Origin of the sequence: Vreelandella lutescens, assembly GCF_014640815.1 — a bacterium.
GTDB lineage: Bacteria > Pseudomonadota > Gammaproteobacteria > Pseudomonadales > Halomonadaceae > Vreelandella > Vreelandella lutescens.
Genome location: NZ_BMHM01000003.1, coordinates 330,110 through 349,717, shown reverse-complemented (window position 1 = coordinate 349,717; position 19,608 = coordinate 330,110). Strand labels below are relative to the sequence as shown.

Annotated in this window: 15 protein-coding genes; 11 read left to right on the top strand and 4 right to left on the bottom strand. The window is 57.5% G+C overall.

The features are described from left to right. Positions 1–23: 23 nt before the first annotated feature. Positions 24–1,106, top strand: a complete 1,083-nt coding sequence (locus IEW65_RS09210) for an efflux RND transporter periplasmic adaptor subunit (RefSeq protein WP_188639184.1) — start codon at positions 24–26, stop codon at positions 1,104–1,106. Further along, complete coding sequence (locus IEW65_RS09205) at positions 1,106–4,264, top strand: efflux RND transporter permease subunit (RefSeq protein WP_188639183.1); 3,159 nt, start codon at positions 1,106–1,108, stop codon at positions 4,262–4,264. The genes IEW65_RS09210 and IEW65_RS09205 overlap by 1 nt, the downstream gene beginning before the upstream one ends. Positions 4,265–4,315: 51 nt before the next feature. On the opposite strand, the gene IEW65_RS09200 is transcribed toward IEW65_RS09205, so the two are convergent. Continuing rightward, entirely contained in the window at positions 4,316–6,274 is a 1,959-nt protein-coding gene (locus IEW65_RS09200) for a ligand-gated channel protein (protein WP_188639182.1), read from the bottom strand. A 188-nt stretch (positions 6,275–6,462) separates the two neighbouring features. On the opposite strand from IEW65_RS09200, the gene IEW65_RS09195 reads away from it, so the two are divergent. From IEW65_RS09195 to IEW65_RS09175, 5 genes are all read left to right on the top strand, one after another. Beyond that, positions 6,463–7,386, top strand: a complete 924-nt coding sequence (locus IEW65_RS09195; RefSeq protein WP_188639181.1) for a LysR family transcriptional regulator — start codon at positions 6,463–6,465, stop codon at positions 7,384–7,386. 69 nt (positions 7,387–7,455) lie between these two features. Further along, complete coding sequence (locus IEW65_RS09190; RefSeq protein ID WP_188639180.1) at positions 7,456–8,331, top strand: AEC family transporter; 876 nt, start codon at positions 7,456–7,458, stop codon at positions 8,329–8,331. A gap of 94 nt (positions 8,332–8,425) precedes the next feature. Next, complete coding sequence (locus IEW65_RS09185; protein ID WP_188639179.1) at positions 8,426–9,613, top strand: PQQ-dependent sugar dehydrogenase; 1,188 nt, start codon at positions 8,426–8,428, stop codon at positions 9,611–9,613. 25 nt (positions 9,614–9,638) lie between these two features. After that, positions 9,639–11,084, top strand: coding sequence for a sensor histidine kinase (locus IEW65_RS09180; protein WP_188639178.1), 1,446 nt, complete (start codon positions 9,639–9,641; stop codon positions 11,082–11,084). Positions 11,085–11,095: 11 nt separating this feature from the next. After that, entirely contained in the window at positions 11,096–12,499 is a 1,404-nt protein-coding gene (locus IEW65_RS09175; RefSeq protein WP_188639177.1) for a sigma-54-dependent transcriptional regulator, read from the top strand. A gap of 103 nt (positions 12,500–12,602) precedes the next feature. Here IEW65_RS09175 and IEW65_RS09170 read toward each other — a convergent pair whose 3' ends face one another. Next, on the bottom strand, positions 12,603–12,821 hold the full coding sequence (locus IEW65_RS09170) for a hypothetical protein (RefSeq protein ID WP_188639176.1): 219 nt from the start codon (positions 12,819–12,821) through the stop codon (positions 12,603–12,605). 233 nt (positions 12,822–13,054) lie between these two features. Further along, positions 13,055–13,489, bottom strand: a complete 435-nt coding sequence (locus tag IEW65_RS09165; protein ID WP_188639175.1) for a hypothetical protein — start codon at positions 13,487–13,489, stop codon at positions 13,055–13,057. Positions 13,490–13,864: 375 nt separating this feature from the next. Here IEW65_RS09165 and IEW65_RS09160 point away from each other — a divergent pair, with 375 nt between their 5' ends. The 4 genes from IEW65_RS09160 to IEW65_RS09145 all read left to right on the top strand — a co-directional run bounded on the left by IEW65_RS09160 (position 13,865) and on the right by IEW65_RS09145 (position 18,790). Then, positions 13,865–15,067, top strand: coding sequence for a quaternary amine ABC transporter ATP-binding protein (locus tag IEW65_RS09160; protein ID WP_188639174.1), 1,203 nt, complete (start codon positions 13,865–13,867; stop codon positions 15,065–15,067). After that, positions 15,067–15,900: an ABC transporter permease gene (locus IEW65_RS09155; RefSeq protein ID WP_188639173.1), complete on the top strand. Its 834-nt coding sequence runs from the start codon at positions 15,067–15,069 to the stop codon at positions 15,898–15,900. Before IEW65_RS09160 ends, IEW65_RS09155 begins: the two co-directional genes overlap by 1 nt. A gap of 148 nt (positions 15,901–16,048) precedes the next feature. Further along, positions 16,049–16,921 carry a glycine betaine ABC transporter substrate-binding protein gene (locus IEW65_RS09150; RefSeq protein ID WP_188639172.1) on the top strand — a complete coding sequence of 291 codons (873 nt, stop codon included), beginning with the start codon at positions 16,049–16,051 and terminating at the stop codon, positions 16,919–16,921. Between the two features lie 228 nt (positions 16,922–17,149). Continuing rightward, on the top strand, positions 17,150–18,790 hold the full coding sequence (locus tag IEW65_RS09145; RefSeq protein ID WP_188639171.1) for a BCCT family transporter: 1,641 nt from the start codon (positions 17,150–17,152) through the stop codon (positions 18,788–18,790). A gap of 91 nt (positions 18,791–18,881) precedes the next feature. Here the strand turns inward: IEW65_RS09145 and IEW65_RS09140 are convergent, their stop codons facing one another. Beyond that, positions 18,882–19,607: a 3'-5' exonuclease gene (locus IEW65_RS09140; protein ID WP_188639170.1), complete on the bottom strand. Its 726-nt coding sequence runs from the start codon at positions 19,605–19,607 to the stop codon at positions 18,882–18,884. Position 19,608: the final 1 nt, after the last annotated feature.

The following is a 19,608-nucleotide window of genomic DNA, read 5'->3' as shown; positions in this document are numbered from 1 at the left end:
CTAATGCTAGGAAACAGCCTGTTATGACGGTGCCTCCGCTTGCCCGCTCTCTTGCTTTTTTACTGATACTGGCCTGCTCACTCTTCGCCAGCACCGCACTGGCTCAATCCGCTCCTCGGGTGGAACTGGCCAGCGTGAACCGCGAGCCCATTTATCAAGAACTTAATATAGTCGGCACGGTGAACTCCCTGGAGGATGCGCTGCTCTCCTCGTCGGTGGCGGGGCTGGTCGCGGCGATTAACGTGAACCCTGGCGACCGGGTTGATACAGGCGACACGCTGGTGGCGCTGGATGATGATTTGGCACGCTTTGAGCTAGCTGGGGCGCAAGCGGCAGAAGAGGAAGCCCGGGCCGCGCTTAGCGAAGCGCAGCGGCTGCTGCGGGAGGCGGAATCCGTAGGGGCTGGGCGCAACATTGCCGCTACGGAAGTGAGCGCCCGGCGCAGCGCGGTGAGCGTCGCCAACGCAGCGCTTTCTCGCCTGAACGCCGAACAGTCACGGCTCAATGCACTATTAGAGCGCCACACGGTTACCGCGCCGTTCAGCGGTGTGGTCAGCGAGCGAAGCGTCAACCTGGGCGAGTGGGTCACACCGGGCGGTAGCGTTGCCCGTTTGGTCAATCTCAACGCACTGCGCGCCGATTTGCAGGTGCCCGAAGCGTTCTATACCGCCTTGGAGGAGAACGCCACACTCACCCTGACAGCAGGCGAGCAGAGCGCTGAAGCCCGCATCGCCACTCTGGTGCCAGTCAGCGCCTCTAGTGCGCGAACGTTTTTGCTGCGCGCCGAAGTACCCGAAGCGCTGCCACTTTACCCTGGCAATGCGGTCGACGCCGTGGTGAAAGCCGCCACCGGGCGCGATGGTATCACCGTCTCCCGAGATGCGCTCAGCCGCTACCCTGATGGCCGGGTCACGGTGTGGGTCGCCACGCCTGACGACAGCGGCACGTACCAGGTGCGCGAACAAAGGGTCGAGGTCGGCATCAACTTCGCTGAACGCGTCGAAATCACCAGCGGGCTATCCGGCAGCGAGCAGGTGGTGGTTCGCGGCAATGAATCCTTGGTAGAAGGCGTCAACGTTGAAGCCGTCTCGGAGGGTGGCGAATAATGTTTGCTGCCCTGCTGCGCCAGCACACGCTGGTGACCGTGATTGCGCTGATTTTCCTGCTGCTGGGCATCGCCGCGACGCTGCGCATTCCGGTGCAGATGATTCCTGATATTGAAGCGCGCACCATTACCGTGGAAACGCGTTGGGCGGGCGCGACGCCCCAGGATATCGAAAAAGAGATTCTGGTAGAGCAGGAGCAGTACCTGCGCAACGTGCCCAACCTCACCCGCATGACGGCGGTAGCGGAAAGCGGCAGCGCGGAGATCGAGCTGGAGTTTCCGTTCAGCGTGGACATGACCGCCGCGCTGATCCAAGTGAACAACGCCTTAAGCCAGGTCTCCTCCTACCCCAATAACGTCGACCAGCCCCGGGTGGTGTCGGCCGCGTTCTCCACCGATGCGTTTTTGCGTTTTCACGTCGGCACCCTGCCCGGCAACCCCAAGGCGCTGGATATCCAACTGATGAGCGACTTCATCGAAGACCGCGTGCGCCCGCGCTTGGAAGGCATTGAAGGGGTCTCGGAAGTCGGCGTGAACGGCGGCGCCCAGCGCCAGCTGCAAATTTTGGTCGACCCTGCGGCACTCGCCCAGCGCGGTGTCTCGCTGCTGGAGCTGCGCGAAGCGATTACCCAGCGCAACCGGGATATCTCCGGCGGCGAGCTGGATGCGGGAAAACGGCGTTACCTGGTGCGCACGTTGGGCCGGTTTGATAGCGCCGAGGCGCTGGCACAGCTGGTGGTGGCCCGCGAGGGCGATAGCATCGTGCGGCTGGCCGATGTGGCAGACGTGCGCCAAGGGCAGTCGCGGCTTAATCAGCTGTCGTTCTACAACGGCGAAGCGGGGATTGGGATGGACCTGCGCCGGGAGAGCGGCGCCAATGTCATCGACATCAAATACGCGGTGCAGGATGAACTGACAGCGATCAACGAGACCATTCTGCGACCCGCAGGCATGGAGATTGTGCTGACGGCCGATGACGTGCGCTACGTAGAAGCCTCGGTGAGCAACGTGTGGAGCAACCTACTGCTGGGGGCCGCCTTCGCGACCCTGGTGATGTACCTGTTTTTGCGCTCGGCTCGCGCCACGTTTATCGGCGTGATCGGCATTCCGTTCTGCACCATTGCCGCGTTTTTGGGGCTAATGCTGACCGGCCGAACCATTAACGTGATCTCCATGGCGGGCATTGCCTTTGCCATCGGCATGAGCGTGGATAACAGCATTGTGGTGTTAGAAAACATCGAGCGCTACCGCCGCCAGGGGCTAGACCGCATTGAGTCGGCGCTGCGCGGCGTGCAGGAGGTGTGGCCCGCCACGCTCGCCTCCACCGCCACCACCATTCTGGTGTTCTTACCGATCCTCTTCATCGAAGAGGAGGCCGGGCAGCTCTACTCCGACGTGGCCATCGCGGTGTCGGCGGCGATATTTGCTTCCATGCTGGTGGCGGTCACGCTGGTGCCCTCACTCTGCTCGCGATTCAGCTTTTCAATGAATCCCGCTTCTAAGCACGACGACGCTCAATCGCTAGAGAACGAGCGCCCTTCTCGGCTGGGCGCGCTGCTGGAGCGGCTGATTGCAACCCCGCTGCGGCGCGGGGTTATTTTAGTGTTCACGCTACTGATCAGCGGCTGGACAATACTGGCACTGACGCCGCCCGCCGAGTACCTGCCCGAAGGCGAAGAGCCCAAAACCTTTGCCCGCATGAGCCCGCCCCCTGGCTACAGCCTGCAGGAGATGGCTAGCATTGCCGAGCAGGTAGAAGCGTACTTTCTCCCCCATGTGCAGGCGGAGCCTGACGCCTTTTTAGCGGGCGATACCGAGGTGCCGCCGATAGCCTATATGAGTATGCGCGTGGCCCCCACGCAGCTCTTTATCGTTGCCGAAGCGGTCGACCCTGCGCATATCGAAGCGCTGATGGAGGCACTCACCCACTACTATGAGCGCTTCCCTGGCATGCGTGCCTTCGCTTCAAAAGGCTCCATTATTTCCAGCAACGATGGCGGCACGCGCAGCATCAACCTGGATGTGTCCGGCCCGGATTTAGCCACGGTGTACGGCGCGGCCAACACGCTCTACCGGGAAGCCCAAGCGCAGTTTGGCAATCCGCGTATTCAAAGCCAGCCTTCGTCGCTGTCGCTCGACCAGCCGCTGATTCAAATCCGCCCCGACTGGGCCAGGGTCGCGGAGCTGGGGATTTCTGCCGAGGCGGTGGGGTTTTCGGTCTCTGCCCTGGGGGAAGGGGCGTATGTGGATGACTTCTTTTTAGACGATGAGAAGATCGATATTTACCTTTATGGCCCTCAGGCGTCGCTGCCATTAGACCAGCTGCCAAACCTGCCGCTGCACACCCCCGATGGCTATACGCTGCCTCTGTCGGCAGTGGCGCGTATCGATGAAACCATGGATACCAGCGTGATTCGCCGGGTAGACGGCAGCCGCACGGTAACGCTGAACGTGATTCCGCCTGCCAGCATTGCACTAGAGGCAGGCGTCGAGCAGGCCGAAGCAATGCTGGAGCGGCTGCGCCAGGAGGGCGTGCTGCCCTCGACGGTGGATGTTTCAATTTCCGGCGCTAGCGACCAGCTGAACGCCACCCGCGAGGCGCTAACGGCCAACTTCCTGATTGCTATTGTGATCGTTTACCTGCTGCTAGTGGCGATCTTCTCCCATTGGGGCTATCCGCTGCTGATTTTAACCTCGATACCGCTGGGCGTGGTGGGCGGCATCATGGGGCTGGCCGCCATGAACGGCGTGGGCAGCCTGCTGCCGTTAATCGGCGTGGCACCGCTCAGCCAGCCCTTCGATATGATTACCATGCTGGGCTTTTTAATCCTGATGGGCACGGTAGTGAATAACCCGATTTTGGTAGTCGACCAGGCCAGACGGCGGCTGCATGATAAAACGCTCAGCGTTCAGGAGGCCGTATCGCAGGCGGTACAAACCCGCCTGCGCCCCATCGCCATCACCACGCTGACCACCCTGTGCGGGCTATCGCCGCTGGTCTTTTTACCCGGCGAAGGCACCGAGCTGTATCGCGGCGTGGGGGCAATTGTGCTGTTTGGCCTGCTGGGTGCGGCGGTGGTCACGGTGACCTTCCTGCCCGCGCTGATGATCAGCGTGCTCAAGATCACCGAGCGCCGCTCACCCCGCTCGCGGACATAAAAAACGCGGCCACCCAACGGTGGCCGCGCTTCTTGGCTACTCACGTGATGTTTAGAAGGCGATATTCAGGCCCAGCCATACTCGGCGGCCATCATCCACATAGCCGTACTCGTCATAGGTGATGCGCTCATCAAATAGATTGTAGATACCGGCATTCACCGTGGCGCTGTCGTTGAGCTGATAGCCAATACCCGCATCCACGAAGGTGTAGGACGGCGCGACAATCGAGCTTTGCGACGGCCCGGTGGTGGGCTGGCTCTCTTCGCCCCGGTAGCTCACTTTGGTCCACTGGCTAAGCCGTGCGTTCACGTCCCAATCCAGCGTGGCCGACACCTGATGGCGGGGCAGCTGGGTCAACGGCTCGCCAGCGTAGTCGCCGCTTTTCTGTTCGGAATCGGTAAAGGTGTAGCTGGCGGTTAGCGCTAGCGTGTCGGTTAGCGGTGCGCCCAGGCTGGCCTCGACCCCTTGGGTGACTGCGTCGTCGATATTGATCCGATAAGTCGGGTCGCTGCCAAACTGGTTCGGGCCTGCATTACAAATATCGATGGGGCAGGCAATGCGGGTAATTTTGTCTTTGAAGTCGTTGTGGAACAGCGTCAGGCTGCCGTTCAGGCCTGCGTCGTTGCCGTACAGCAGGGCGATCTCTTTGTTGAGCGAGGTTTCCGGTTCGAGATCCGGGTTGCCGTATACGTTGCCGCCACGGCTGACCTGCCCCCAGTCCGGAGTAATTTCCCGAAGATTGGGGGAACGGTAGCCGGTGGACACGCCGCCTTTCAGGGTCCATTCAGGGGTCATGTTCCATACGCTGTAAAGGCGCGGGCTCAGATGGCTGCCGTAGTTGTCGTCATCGTCCAAGCGCAGCCCGCCGGTCAGTGCCCAGGCGTCTGTCAGCATCCACTCATCTTCCACAAACAGCGCCCACTGGCTGTTTTCGATAGTGTTGCGATCAGAAATCTGGTTAGTCGTGGCGTCTTCCAGCGCCTCCTCTTCCCAGCTCGCGCCGACGGTGAGCATGTGCATGCCCAAGGGAATCACCGCGCTGGTTTTCGCGGTGGTGTTGGTGATTTCAATCTCCCGCGACTGGTTTTCGCTGCGCTCACGCTGCACGAAGGTTTCGCTGGTGCCCCAGTCGAAGCGGCCGCTGTGGGTCACCGCCACGTGGGTGTTGGTGTATTCGCCAATGCTGTCGGTGCAGCCCCCGCGGCAGCCGTCCACCGGCCCGGAGCGCCCCACCAGCGAGCGCCGGTCTTGCTCGGTAATACCCGCTTCGGCGGTGAAGTCATGATTGTCGCTAGCGGCGAGGCTCAGCCGTGCGGTGAGGCTTTGCAGGCTTTTCTCTTCGTAGCCGTACTCGATATCGTCCTCGTCCCGTTCGGAGGTGCGGCCATACAGCTGTAGGCCCAAACGCTCGCCTACCAGCGGCCCGCTGAGGTAAAAGTTGGCTTGGCGGCTGTCGCCGGAGGCGCTGTCTTCCTGCAGCACCGTATCGAGCTGGATGTTGCCGTGCCAAGTATCCGCCACTTTGCGGGTAATCACGTTGATCACCCCGCCAATAGCATCCGAGCCGTACAGGGTCGACATCGGCCCGCGCACCACCTCGATGCGCTCAATGGCTTGCAGCGGCGGCAGCCAATCCTGTTCAAAGCCCGCATCGCCGTTGGGGCGCGACTCTCGCGAGCTCTGCGGGCGGCCATCTACCAAAATCAGCGTGTACTGGGAGGGCATACCGCGAATGGAAATATCGTTGCCGCCATCGCCACGCCCGCCGCCGGTCACCACCACGCCAGGCACATCCCGCAGGGCATCGGTGACGTTTTGATAGTAGCCGCGCTCCAACTCTTCGCGGGAGATGACGCTGATGGAGGCGGGCGCACTGCTGATGTGCTGCTCAAAGCCGGAGGCTGTCACCACGATATCACTGAGCTTGGGTGTTTCTTGAGCCACGGCTGCCCCGCAGGCAAGCGAGGAGATAACGCTGGCCAGCAGCGAACGGCGCACACGAGAAGACATAGCGGGTTCCTTTGATATAAAGAGCACTTGCACTCAAATACGAATTATTAGCATTTGTATTTTTGCATACTCTTTGCACAAAGAGGCGGGACAGCGCGTTCAAACAACCGGAACACAAATGCCAATTATTTTCATTCACAACATTAAATGGCACAATGGAGAACTCCGTTTCTCCAGTGGCCCCGACTATGTACGATTTTGATGAACTCGCCGCTTTTGCCGAGGTGATGAGCACCGGCAGCCTGACGCGCAGCGCACAGAAGCTCGGGCTCGCTAAATCCACCTTAAGCCGCCGGATTAGCCAACTCGAGGCGCGGCTGAACCAGCCCCTGCTGCGTCGTCAGGCCAACCGTTTGATCCCAACAGAGGCCGGGCTGCTCTTTCAGAGCTACTGCACCGAACTGCTGGCCATGGCCGCCCATAGCCAAGAGGCGCTGGCAGAGCTTCGCGAGGAGATCAGCGGTAAAGTCACGTTAGAGGTACACGGCGCGCTAGCCAGGGGTTGGATGGCAGGCGTGATGGATGCGTTTTTAACCCGCTACCCTAAGGTAGAGTTGACCCTGCACACTCGGGAAACCCCACCCAGTAAAATGCACAGCAACAGCGTGCATATCTGGCTAGGTGCCACCCATGAGTGCGGCCTCAATCAAGAGCGCTTGGGGCATCTTACCCGCGGCTTATATGCCAACCCTAGCTATCTCAGCCATGCAGGTACGCCCCAGCACCCCAGCGAGCTTGACGCTCACGCCTGGATCGATCTACTGGATACCGCCTCCAGCGGCCTACTGCTGCATCACCCAGAACACGACGACTACCTCTTTAACGCTCCCCGCTCGCGGCTGCGGGTGGACCTAACGGCACTTCACATTGATGCCATTGCCTATGGCCAGGGCATCGGCCTGCTACCTCATTGGGTGGTTGAAAAGCGCGAACGCCATCACCCTGGCGATTTAGTGAACTGCCTGCCTGGCTGGGAACCCGCTCCGCTGCCCATCACGCTGCTCTACGCCTACGGGCACCACTCCCGTCGGGTCAATGCGTTACTGGAGTTTCTCCGCGATCAGGTGCCGGCAGAGTGGCAAACGCGCCCACGCGCCATTCACGCCTCTTAAGACTTTCGCCTTGCCAGTTAGCCGCCTAATTACCCACAATAGGCAGCCGATAAACGTCAAGGAACGTTAATGCTCGCTGAACTTTTCGCCGTGATGGCTCCTGTATTGGCGGGTGCCGGATTGGGCTTTTTATGGGTACGTCTTGGGCAACCCTACCCTGTCGATTTTATTACCCGGCTGGTCTTTAACATTGGTACCCCTGCCCTGGTCTTGGCATCGCTCTCGGGGGCGACGATTGATGCCGGTACGTTTGGGCAAGTGATGCTAGCGACGGCACTCGTCATTTTAACCATGGGGGCGGCCAGTTTTGCCGTTGCTAAACTATTACGCCGGGATTGGCGCGTGTTGATCGCCCCCATGATGTACCCCAACACCGGCAACATGGGCCTGCCGGTGGTGCTGTACGCCTTCGGCAGCGCGGGCTTTGCCTACGGCATTACGGTGATGGTGACCGTCTCACTGTTTCAGTTCACCTTAGGGGCAGTGCTGAACAGCAGCGGTAGTCCGATCAAAACGCTGCTTAAAACCCCCACGGTATATGCCATTTTAATTTCCATGGCACTGCTGCTTACCGAGACCGCGCTGCCGCTATGGATGGCGAACACAGTGGATTTGATGTCCGGCTTCACTGTGCCTCTCATGCTGATCACCCTAGGGGTGTCACTAGCCAGTATTCAGGTCAAAAGCCTGCGCTCAGGCGTCGGTTTTAGCCTCATTCGTATTCCGCTGGCCGCCGCTACCGCTTGGTTAATAGCTGGTTGGCTGGGCTTGCCACCGCTGGCCCAGAGCATTTTAGTGGTGCAAATGTGTATGCCGGTCGCTGTCTTCAACTATCTATTTGCTCAGCGCGCCCAGCGTGAGCCTGCTTACGTGGCAAGTTTAGTCTTCTGCTCTACCCTGATGGCCTTGATCTACTTGCCGGTATTGCTGGCGCTACTGATGTAGCGGCGGGGAACCCCACCCACCTTAGGCAGTCACTGCTAGACTAAGATTCGGATTCCGTGCAAAAAGAGGACACATAATGCCAACGCGACACCTCATGCCCACTCGATGCTCTCAACCGCTGATCACACAGCAACGCTCGCGATGCTTACAGGCAAAACGCTGGGTCGCACCTTCACTGGCCGGGTTGTTACTGGCAACGACGGCCCAAGCGGAGGTAGTACATAACGCCCTTGGCACCGACCACCTTTCAATCACAATTGAGCGAGTGGCCGATGACTTTGCGAACCCGTGGGCGGTAGCGTTTCTGCCCGATGGTCGCTATTTGGTCAGTGAGCGCAGCGGTGAGTTAAATCTTGTTGACGCTAATGGCCAGTCGCAGGTGCTGGAAGGCATGCCTCAAGTGAGTCAGAACGGCCAAGGTGGCCTGCTCGACGTGGTGCTGCATCCTGAATTCGGCGATGGCGAGCACGATTGGATTTACTTCACCTGGAGCAAGCCGGAAGGCAATAACAGTCGCTCAGCGCTCTCCCGCGTGAAGTGGGAAGGTGATTCGTTAGGCGATGTTGAGCACTTGTTTGAGCAGGATCGCGCCTCCTCCCCCGGCCGCCACTACGGCTCCCGCTTAGCGTGGCTCAAAGATGGCACGCTGCTGATGAGCATTGGAGACCGCGGGGTAGACCCCTCCCGTGCCCAGGCAAGCGACGACCACGCAGGCTCTACTTTGCGTCTGACCGAAACCGGCGGTGTCCCCGACGACAATCCCTTTGTGGATGACGACAGTACGCTGGATGAAATCTACACCCTGGGCAATCGCAATATTCAGGGAATGACCGTGCTGAGCAATGGCGAACCCTGGGCCACCGAACACGGCCCGCGTACTGGCGATGAGCTAAACCAAATTGTGCCGGGTAATAACTACGGCTGGCCGGAAGTGAGTTTAGGCAACGACTACGGCACCAACGAGCCCATTGGCGTGGAATCAAAACCCGGCATGGAAGATCCGGTGTACCGTTTTGATGGGCGCTTTGCCCCCTCTGGCCTTGCCGAAGTCACCAGCGATGCCTTTGGGCCCTGGCAGGGCAGCCTGCTAGCAGGTGGCCTGGGCAGCCAAAAGCTGCTGCGCCTTACCCTTGAAGAGGGCCAAGTAGCGGATGAAGAGCTGATTTTAGAGGGCGAGCTTGGGCGGATTCGCGACGTGCGCCAAGGCCCCGATGAGGCACTTTACTTGCTAACCGATGGCGGCCAAGGCAGCCTTTACCGCCTGACGCCCACAGAACGCTAACGTTCACCCACCACCAGGAAGCACGATGCGATTACGTAACCTCATCATTTTAACGGTCATCGTGCCGCTGTTCGTGATTCTGGTGGTGTTTAGTCTGGTGGCGATTAAATCGTTAGAAGATAACGTTCGCTCTAAGCTGCAAACCGAAGTAGAAATTATCACCCGCGCGCTCAGCACCTCGCTGAGCTACGCGGTGGCCCGAGACAGCGCCACCCCACTGGAAGAAGCACTGCAGTCAGCGTTTTCATTTCACCGTATTTACGGAGCGTATGTCTTTGATACCCAGGGCCGTGAGGTTTACGGCCTTGGGTTGGGGAAAGATCTGTTCACACCAGAAGAGATCCAGCAGGTGATTGAGCGTGACGACCTGCACAGTAGCTATCGCCAGCAAGAGGGCTGGACCTACTACTCAGCCCTTACCCCACTGCGTACCCAGGATGGTGCCGTTCAAGGCGTGCTGCAGGTGAACCGCCTCAACACCGGCATTGAGAATTACACCGGGTTTATCAGCATCGTCGCCGTGCTGGTCTTTGTGATTGGCGCTGCGGGTATCGTCTTCAGTATTTGGTGGGGATTTCGCCACTATATTGAGCAGCCGCTGAACCGCCTGCTGCGCGTTATGTTGCTGGTAGAAGATGGCGACCGCAGCCAGCGGGCCACAGAAGGTGGCCCGACGGAGTACCGCCGTTTAGCCTCGGGCTTAAACGGCATGCTGGATGCCATGGCCGAAAAAGACCGCGACATTGACGCGCGTCAACGCCGAGAAATCGAGCTGGAAAAGCGTCTACGAAAATCCAAAAAGCTAGCAGAGCTCGGCGTACTGGCAGCCGGGGTCGCCCATGAAATAGGCGCGCCGCTCACCGTGATTAACGGCCAAGCCCAGCGCTTGGCCCGCCGGGACACCATAGGTGACGACGAGCGTGCCCGACTTGGCCGAATCCGCGGCGAAGTGGAGCGCATTGTAGAAATCGTCCGCCAACTGATGGAATTAGGCCGGCAACATAACGTGGAGAAAGGACATCAAGCCCTTGACCAGCTTATTATGAGTGCCAGCGAGCTGGTCGAGGAGGAGCTGGAGCCACGAAATATCTATCTGGATATTGATCTTCCCTCCCCGACCCCCCATCTATTAGTGAACGGTCAGCAAATTGTGCAGGTGCTGACCAACTTATTACGCAACGCCGCCCAAGCCCCAGACGTTAGCCATATTCGTGTTCGCGCCCAGGCGCACAGCGACGAGCTGACAGTATGGGTGGAAGATAACGGGCCAGGCATACCGACATCGCATCATCATCAAGTGTTCGACCCCTTTTTCACCACCAAACCGGTGGGCCAGGGCAGCGGCTTGGGGCTATCGATGGTGCACCGCATTATTAACGACCACGGCGGGACGATTGGCGTATTTGACAGCGCCCTTGGCGGCGCTGGCTTTGAGATTACGCTGCCCCTTAGTGAAACCGCATCCGCTTGAGGACGACGTTTGTGACCCATCAGGAACACCTTTTGCCTTTATTGGTGGTGGAAGATGACGCCGCTATACGTGAGTTATTAGAGGAAGAGCTCAACGACGCGGGCTACGACACACTGGGAGTCCCCAGCGCAGAAGAAGCCATTGCCCTGCTTAGCCATACACCGGTGGCCATGATGATTACCGATGTACGGCTGCCCGGCATGACCGGCATTCAGCTGCTTCAGCAGCTACGCCAAAGTGGCAGCGAGTTAGGTATTATTGTCATCACCGCGTTTGGCACGATTGATCAGGCAGTAGAGGCTCTCAAGCTTGGCGCGGACGACTTTTTAACCAAACCCCTTGATTTAGATGCCATCCGTGAAGCCGTTTTTCGGGTACTGGAGCGCCAGCGTTTATCACTCTCCCATGACACAGAGCTCAGTCACTTTCACGGTATTGTGGGCAAAAGCCCTGCCATGCAGTCGCTGTTTCACGACGCCTCACGATTAGCGAAAAGCGATGCGCCTATTTTAATCCTGGGCGAAAGCGGCACCGGTAAGGAGCTGTTAGCCCGCGCGATTCATCAAGAGAGCAGCCGCCAAGACGCGCCTTTCGTTCCCGTGAACTGTGCCAGCATTCCCGCTGACTTGATGGAGAGCGAGTTTTTTGGCCACGTGAAAGGTGCCTTTACTGGCGCTAATGAAGCCAGAAAAGGGCTGTTTCACAGCGCTCAGGGCGGCAGCCTGTTTCTTGATGAAATCGGTGAAATGCCCATTAACCTGCAGGCTAAGCTGTTACGGGCACTGCAGGAAAAAACCGTTCGCCCGGTGGGCGGCGAGCGAGAAGAGCCAGTGGATGTGCGCATTATCGCCGCGACGCATCGCAATCTAGAGAAAGAGATTGAGCAAGAGAACTTTCGCAGCGACTTGTTTTACCGGTTGGAAACGTTCTCGCTGCGGATCCCACCGCTGCGCGAACGCGGCACAGATATCGAACATCTTGTGTTCGCGTTGATTGATAAGCACGCGGAAGCCCAGGGCAAGCAGATTGAGCAGATTGAGCCAGAAGCGCTGAACAGCCTGTTGAACTACGCTTATCCTGGCAACGTACGCGAGCTGGAAAACGCGATTATGCGTGCGGTGACCCTCAGCGAAGAGGGCCTACTGCAGCACCAAGACCTGCCTGAGCGCCTACGCGAACAGGCCAGCCAACAGAAAAGCGGTACCGATATTGCCCCCACGCTCAGTGGCGAAGTACTGCCCGGCACGCAGATCCCTGCGCCAGCACCGGCTCGCTGGCCAAGTCTGGAAGAAGTAGAAAAGCGTTACATCCGTAAGGTACTTGAGGCGACAGGGGGTAATAAACGCAGAACTGCAGAGGTGCTTGGGATTGCCCGCCGCACGCTCTACCGTCGCCTAGAGGATAGCGAAGAGTAGTGACACTATCACCGCAGTGAAGTGATGGTAACAGCATCATGCCGGTCGCCGCTAAGCGACCGGCAGCTCTGCGTAGACGTTGTTACACGCTCTTTATCCTACGCTACTCCGTCACACCACCAGGCGCATCTCGGGTCGTCTGCCCATCGTTGGACATTGGGCCGGAATCCATGGGCTCTTGGGGGTCATCAGAAATCATATCCTCTGAATCTGTCGTGGGTGGTGCTTCCTCTGCATCACCACAACCAGACAGCACACCCGCCATTAGCAAAGCGCTAAATAGCAGCGCCACCCACTGTGTATTGCGTAATCGTGACATCATGTCATTCTCCTTCCTTGTTAAAAGCTATGGCAGCGCATCCTATTAACGAGCGCCTCTTTAACCTTAGCGGCTGCCTGCCAACTTGCAAAACTTACAGCTACTCTGGGCAGAAATAGCCGAAGGCAAAAAAAAAAGCCCCCGCGGGCGCGGGGGCGAAAGGATGATAAACCGTGTGGAGCAGCCGCAGGGAACAGACAGCTGGGTCGGTTTATCATCGTAGGGAGCGTTGACGGCTACTGGCCGCTAGTCATCTCGTCATCTTCATCGCCATTGGTGTCGTCATCGGCACCGGTGTCGTTTGCGCCAGGCATGGGATCTGTACCTTCACCAAACCCGGGGTTCTCTTCAGGGTCTGTTGCCGCTGGCGATTCGCCGGGCATCGGCTCTTGGGTTGCCGCGGGGTCTTCACCTAACCCTGGATCTCCGCTCATCGGATCATCAGCCATTGCCGGATCTGTTGCAGGGTCAGCCATGGCAGGCTCGTTTTCAGGCGCAGGAGCCGTTGTCGACGTCGCATCCTGCTCTAGCGTTTCAGGCTGCTGTGCCGGGGGCATATCCTCTTCACCGTTACCGCAACCTGCCAGTGCCAGGGTGCTGACGGTCGCTGCTAACATACAGAGCGTTAAACCACGTGAACGCTTTTTCGTTTGGTTAGCTTGCTTATCCATAGGGGTTGCCTCCGTTTTCATCTGAGTTGCTTACCAAGATACATCCACTACTCGTGCCAACTCGGCCTTAATATTTTTTTATTGTTTAAAATCAATATTTTGAAAAATAAAAAACATGCCAACGCAGTGCCCTCACAGAGGTAAAAGAGGGGGTTCAAAATGACACATGTGGCGTAAATTGGCCCTGCAGGCGGGAGCGTTGTGACACATCCTGTTCATTTATGTATAATATTTTGTAATAAATTATTAGATATAATCTTAATTTCTACTTATGAACCGTTTTGTGTCGCTGCTTGCAGGGAAGCACAGTAGTGCAGCAAGTATGCGCATTGAGTAACGACACAAGGCTGCTCATTCAATCAAAAGGCACCGCTGATGGACGAGACACGCCCTGTCAAAATTCAGGTACGCGGCTTAAGTAAGGTATTTGGCAAACAGCCCAAAAAAGCCCTTGAGCTTCGTGACCAGGGGCTTAAGCGCCCTGAAATATTAGAAAAAACCGGCCAGACACTAGGCCTGTCCAATATCTCTTTCGATGTCTATGAAGGCGAGCTGCTGGTGATTATGGGCCTATCCGGCTCAGGTAAATCCACCCTGATTCGCTGTCTCAACCGCCTGATTGACACTACCGAAGGCGAGATCATTATTGATGGCGAAAATATCCCCACGCTGGGAGAAAAGGCACTATTAGAGTGTCGCCGCCGTCATTTCTCGATGGTCTTCCAAAACTTTGCGCTCTTCCCCCACCGCACCGTGCAGCAGAATGCAGAGTTCGGCCTGGAAATTCGCGGCGTCGAAAAATCGGAACGTCACACCATTGCCCATAACGCGCTCAAGCAGGTGGGATTGGAGGGATGGGAAGATGCCTACCCCAACCAGCTCTCGGGCGGTATGCAGCAGCGTGTCGGGCTCGCCCGTGCGTTGGCAAACGATGCCAGCGTACTGCTGATGGACGAAGCGTTCTCCGCGCTCGACCCGCTCATCCGTAAGGATATGCAGCAAGAGCTGCTGCAGCTGCAAAACAAAATGCAGAAGACGACCGTCTTCATTACCCACGACCTGGATGAAGCGCTCAATATCGGTGACCGCATTGTGCTGCTGAAAGATGGCGAAGTCGTGCAGATCGGTACGCCCGAAGAGATTCTCACCAAGCCCGCCGATGAGTATGTGCGCCGCTTTATTGAAGGCGTGGATCGCTCGCGCATTCTCACCGCTGAAAGCGCCATGCGCCCAGTGCGCACCACCGCACGCGACAGCGATGGCCCGCGCACTGCGCTGCACCGGATGCGTGATCACAGCATTGACTCCATTTACGTAACCGACCGTGATCGCCAATTGATAGGCCTGTTAGAAGCCGACGCTGCCAGCCGTGCCATTGAGGCAAAAGCGGAGACGATTACTGACCACCTGACCCAAGATTTCCGCAAAGTGCCGCCAGAAGAGCCGCTGCAAAACCTGTTCGCCATGTTTAGCGAAAAGAGCTACCCGATTGCCGTGGTGGATGAGCAGCAGCGCCTTTTAGGCGTTGTGGTGAAAGGCGCTGTTTTGGATGAACTGGCACGAGCAGGAGAGCAGTAATGGAGATTCCACGTATTCCTTTAGGTAGCTGGATTGAGGGCGGCCTAACTTGGCTCACCAGCGAGTATTCTGTGGTCACACGCGGGATTTCCCGCATTACTCAAACCGGTATTAACAGCCTTAATGATGGCCTAATGTGGCTGCCGGAATGGGCACTACTGGCGATTATTGCGCTGCTGTGCTGGAAGCTTGCTAGCACACGTTTAGCGATTGGGGCCGTCGCAGGGCTTGCCCTGATTTGGAACCTGGGGCTTTGGAATCCCATGATTGAGACGCTCACGCTGGTGGTCATCGCCACGCTAGTGGCTGTCGTGATCGCCCTACCGGTGGGCATTGCGGCGGCGCTTTCCGAGCGGCTCTACCGGCTAATTATGCCGATGCTGGATTTCATGCAGACCATGCCTGCGTTTGTGTATCTCATTCCTGCCATTCCGTTTTTTGGTATTGGCTCGGTCTCGGCTATTTTCGCGACGGTGATTTTCTCGATGCCGCCCGCGATTCGCTTTACCACTCTGGGTATCCGCCAAGTGCCAGTAGAGCTGATTGAAGCAGCCGACGCCTATGGCGCGACCCGTGGCCAAAAACTCTTCAAAGTGCAGCTGCCGCTATCGTTGCCTACCGTGATGGCCGGTATTAACCAGACCATTATGCTCGCGCTCTCCATGGTGGTCATTGCCGCCATGATCGGTGCCGACGGCCTAGGCAGTGAAGTATGGCGCGCGATTCAACGTCTGCGCCCGGGTGATGGCTTCGAAGCCGGTATCGCCGTGGTCATTCTTGCCATGCTGCTAGACCGCTTGACGCAGTCGTTGCGCAAATCGCGCCGCTCGTAATCACCATCGGCACTGCGTTGACCATGGCACTTGATCGATAAGTACGTAGTGACCATGCTGAAAGTGCCAACACGTAACTTACATTAAGCCAACTCAGGCTACATATACCGCAGTGGCGACAGCCACTGCCCATCAAGGGAGCAAGTGAATGAAAACTCGTACGTTGAATCACCGCATCCGTCTCGCTTCATTAGCCTTAGTGGCGGGTACTGGCCTTGCCGCAGGCAGCATGGCCCACGCTCAAGACCAGGGCACCGTTAATCTGGCCTATGTAGAGTGGTCTTCTGAGGTTGCTTCTACCAATGTGGTGGCCGCTGTTCTTGAGCAGGCAGGTTTTGAGGTGGAACTGACTTCCCTCTCCGCTGCGGCCATGTTCCAAGCGCTTTCCACGGGTGATGCTGATGCCATCGTAGCGGCTTGGCTGCCCACCACCCACGCTGACTACATGGAGCGTGTCGGTGATAACACAGAAGACCTAGGCGTTAACCTCGACGGCACCACGCTCGGCTTAGTCGTACCCGACTATACTGACGTGGATTCCATTGCTGATTTAAACGACAACGCCGACAGCTTTAATGGCGAGATCATCGGTATTGACCCCGGTGCCGGCTTGATGTCGCTCACCGAGCAGGTTGTGGATACCTATGACCTTGGGCTGAACCTGCGTAGCGGTAGCGGTGCCACCATGACCGCGGCCCTTGCCAGCGCGATCCAAAATGAAGAAGACATCGTCGTGACCGGCTGGACGCCTCACTGGATGTTCGCTCGTTTTGATCTGAAATATCTTGAAGATCCGGAAAACGTTTATGGCGGTGCCGAGCAGATCCATACCGTGGTACGTAGCGGTCTGAAAGAGGATATGCCGGAAGCCTACGCGATTCTGGATGCGTTTGAGTGGACACCCGACCAGATGGGTGAGGTCATGCTGATGAACCAAGAAGATGGCAGCGACCCCTACGAGAACGCCAAACAGTGGGTAGAAGAGAATCAAGACGTCGTTGAGCACTGGCTCAATAGCTAAACGCCTTGCCCAAGCGTTAAATAACAGAGGGCTGCGGCCCTCTGTTGTCGTTGTAAACGTAGTGCTTTTTCGTGGTAATGTTCCCGCGCGTTGAATAAACATTAAGCAACGTTTGCTATTGTTACTTATGTAACGCACGCCTGCTACCGCATTGATGAGTGACCAGAGGTTTACCGCTGGTTAATAAACGTGCGTGTAGCGGTTTCTGTTCGACATGGAGAGGCTCCCGTGGATAACCCTGACTCTAAGCGTCCCGCTGAAGAGCCGGTTTCAGAAGGCATCCCCGCCCCTGATGGACCGGCGAACCTGATTGACACAGATTATGTGATCGGTCAGGACAACATTACGACCAATGCAATGGGGTTTAACCTTGATCTACACGGCAAGGTTTTCTCCATTTCAGCGGTCGTGGTGCTGCTATTCGTTGTGCTCACCCTTGCACTGCAAGATACGATTGCACCGGTTTATGATGCCATCTTTGGTTTCTTAACCGGCAATCTGGCCTGGTTCTTTATTCTGGCCGCCAATATTTTTGTCATCCTGTGCTTGGGCTTAATTGTTTCACCGCTGGGTAAAATCCGCATCGGCGGCGCAGATGCCAAGCCAGATTTCACCTATACCGGCTGGTTCTCCATGCTGTTTGCAGCAGGTATGGGGATTGGCTTGATGTTCTTCGGCGTTAACGAGCCGCTGACCCACTTTGGCACCTCGTTAGATGGCGGCAGCTGGGCACCACTGGCAGGGGCTGAAGGCGACACCGCAGGCGCTGCTGCGCTGGGCATGGCAGCGACTATTTTCCACTGGGGCCTGCACCCGTGGGCGATTTATGCGGTGGTGGCATTATCGCTGGCACTGTTCTCGTTTAACAAAGGCTTACCGCTCTCCATGCGTTCGGTGTTCTACCCGCTGCTGGGTGAGCGCGTATGGGGTTGGCCGGGCCACCTGATTGATATTCTGGCGGTGTTTGCCACGCTGTTCGGTTTGGCCACGTCTCTTGGTTTGGGCGCTACCCAAGCGGCAGCCGGTTTAACGTACCTGTTCGGTGCACCAGAAAGCGACATCACGATGATTCTGCTGATCATCGGTATCACCATTATTGCGATTGGCTCCATTATGGCCGGTGTCGATAAAGGTGTTCAGCTGCTGTCCAAAATCAATATTGCCATGGCCGCGGCCCTGCTGTTCTTTGTGATCGCGGTGGGACCGACCTTGCTGATCGCTACCGGCTTCTTCGAGAACCTGGTGAGCTACGTGGTTCACTTACCGGCGCTTTCCAACCCGTTTGGCCGTGAAGACGCGAACTTTAGCCAAGGCTGGACCGCCTTCTATTGGGCGTGGTGGATCTCCTGGTCCCCGTACGTCGGTATGTTTATCGCACGAGTATCACGTGGCCGTACCGTTCGTGAATTCCTGATTTCTGTACTGATCGTACCGTCGGTCGTTTCGGTTCTGTGGATGACTACCTTCGGTGGCACGGCGATTGATCAGTACGTCAGCCAGGGCATTGAAGCCGTACGTGATGCAGGCGTCGATTTGCAGCTGTTTATCATGCTAGAGCAGCTGCCGCTGTCGCAAATCACCTCGTTTATTGCGATTTTGCTGGTGGTGATCTTCTTCGTGACGTCCTCGGACTCCGGCTCGCTAGTCATCGACTCCATCACCGCTGGCGGTAAAGTAGATGCACCGAAACCGCAGCGCGTGTTCTGGGCGATTATCGAAGGCGCGATTGCGATTGCCTTGCTGCTGGGCGGTGGTTTGACCGCACTGCAGACCATGGCCGTCTCAACCGGGTTCCCGTTCACCATCATTTTGCTAGTGGCCTGCTATGCCATTATCAAAGGCTTGATGAGCGAACCGAAAGCGGTCTAACGGTGAGCGCTTAATCTCTCAGCAACACGTAAACGGGCAGCCCTTGGGCTGCCCGTTTGCGTTGTCTATTCTTTCAATAGCATGTGCCCTTTCAACACCACACTGCCTTGAGCGGCGTATCAGGCGAATAACGATTGGCAATTTGCGCTTGCAGCAGCTCGGCGGTGGCCAGTGCGTCCACCAAGGCATGATGCCCTTGGTAGGGGGGTAAACCGTAGCGTTCACGACTGGCATTCAAACGAATCGATACCGGCGGGCGGCCCAGCCAGCGCCGAAAGCGTGCCCAGAGGGTTTGTCGATGCAGTCGTGCTTCCAACGACATGGTGTCGATCATCGGAAACAGTACTCCCTCCCCTCGACGCGCCTTCACCGCCGCATCGAGAAAAGGACGCTCAATATTGCGAAAGTGCACCACCACAATACGCCCTGCCAGCACCGCTAACAGCTCATCCAGCACGCCATCCAGATCTGGCGCATCGGCCACCTCTGAGTGCGTGATATGGTGATAGGCGATGGAGGCTTCATCCAGCGGCCGGGGTGGCTTTACCACCCAGTAGCGGCGCTGAGCCATAGGAATACGCCCTAGCGTAAACGGCACCACACCGATACTGACGATCCCGTGACGACGCTCATCCAGCCCCGTGGTTTCCATATCCAGCGCGACCATCGGCACTTCCGATAAGGGCGTTTCAGGGTCGGGCATTGGCGTACTAAAAAAACGCTTCAGCATCTCATCTTGGGCCCGTTCAGCGCGGGCAGCCATGTAGCCATTCCAATCAGCTTGAGTGACTTTTTGGCGCGGTCGTATGCCGTGCATA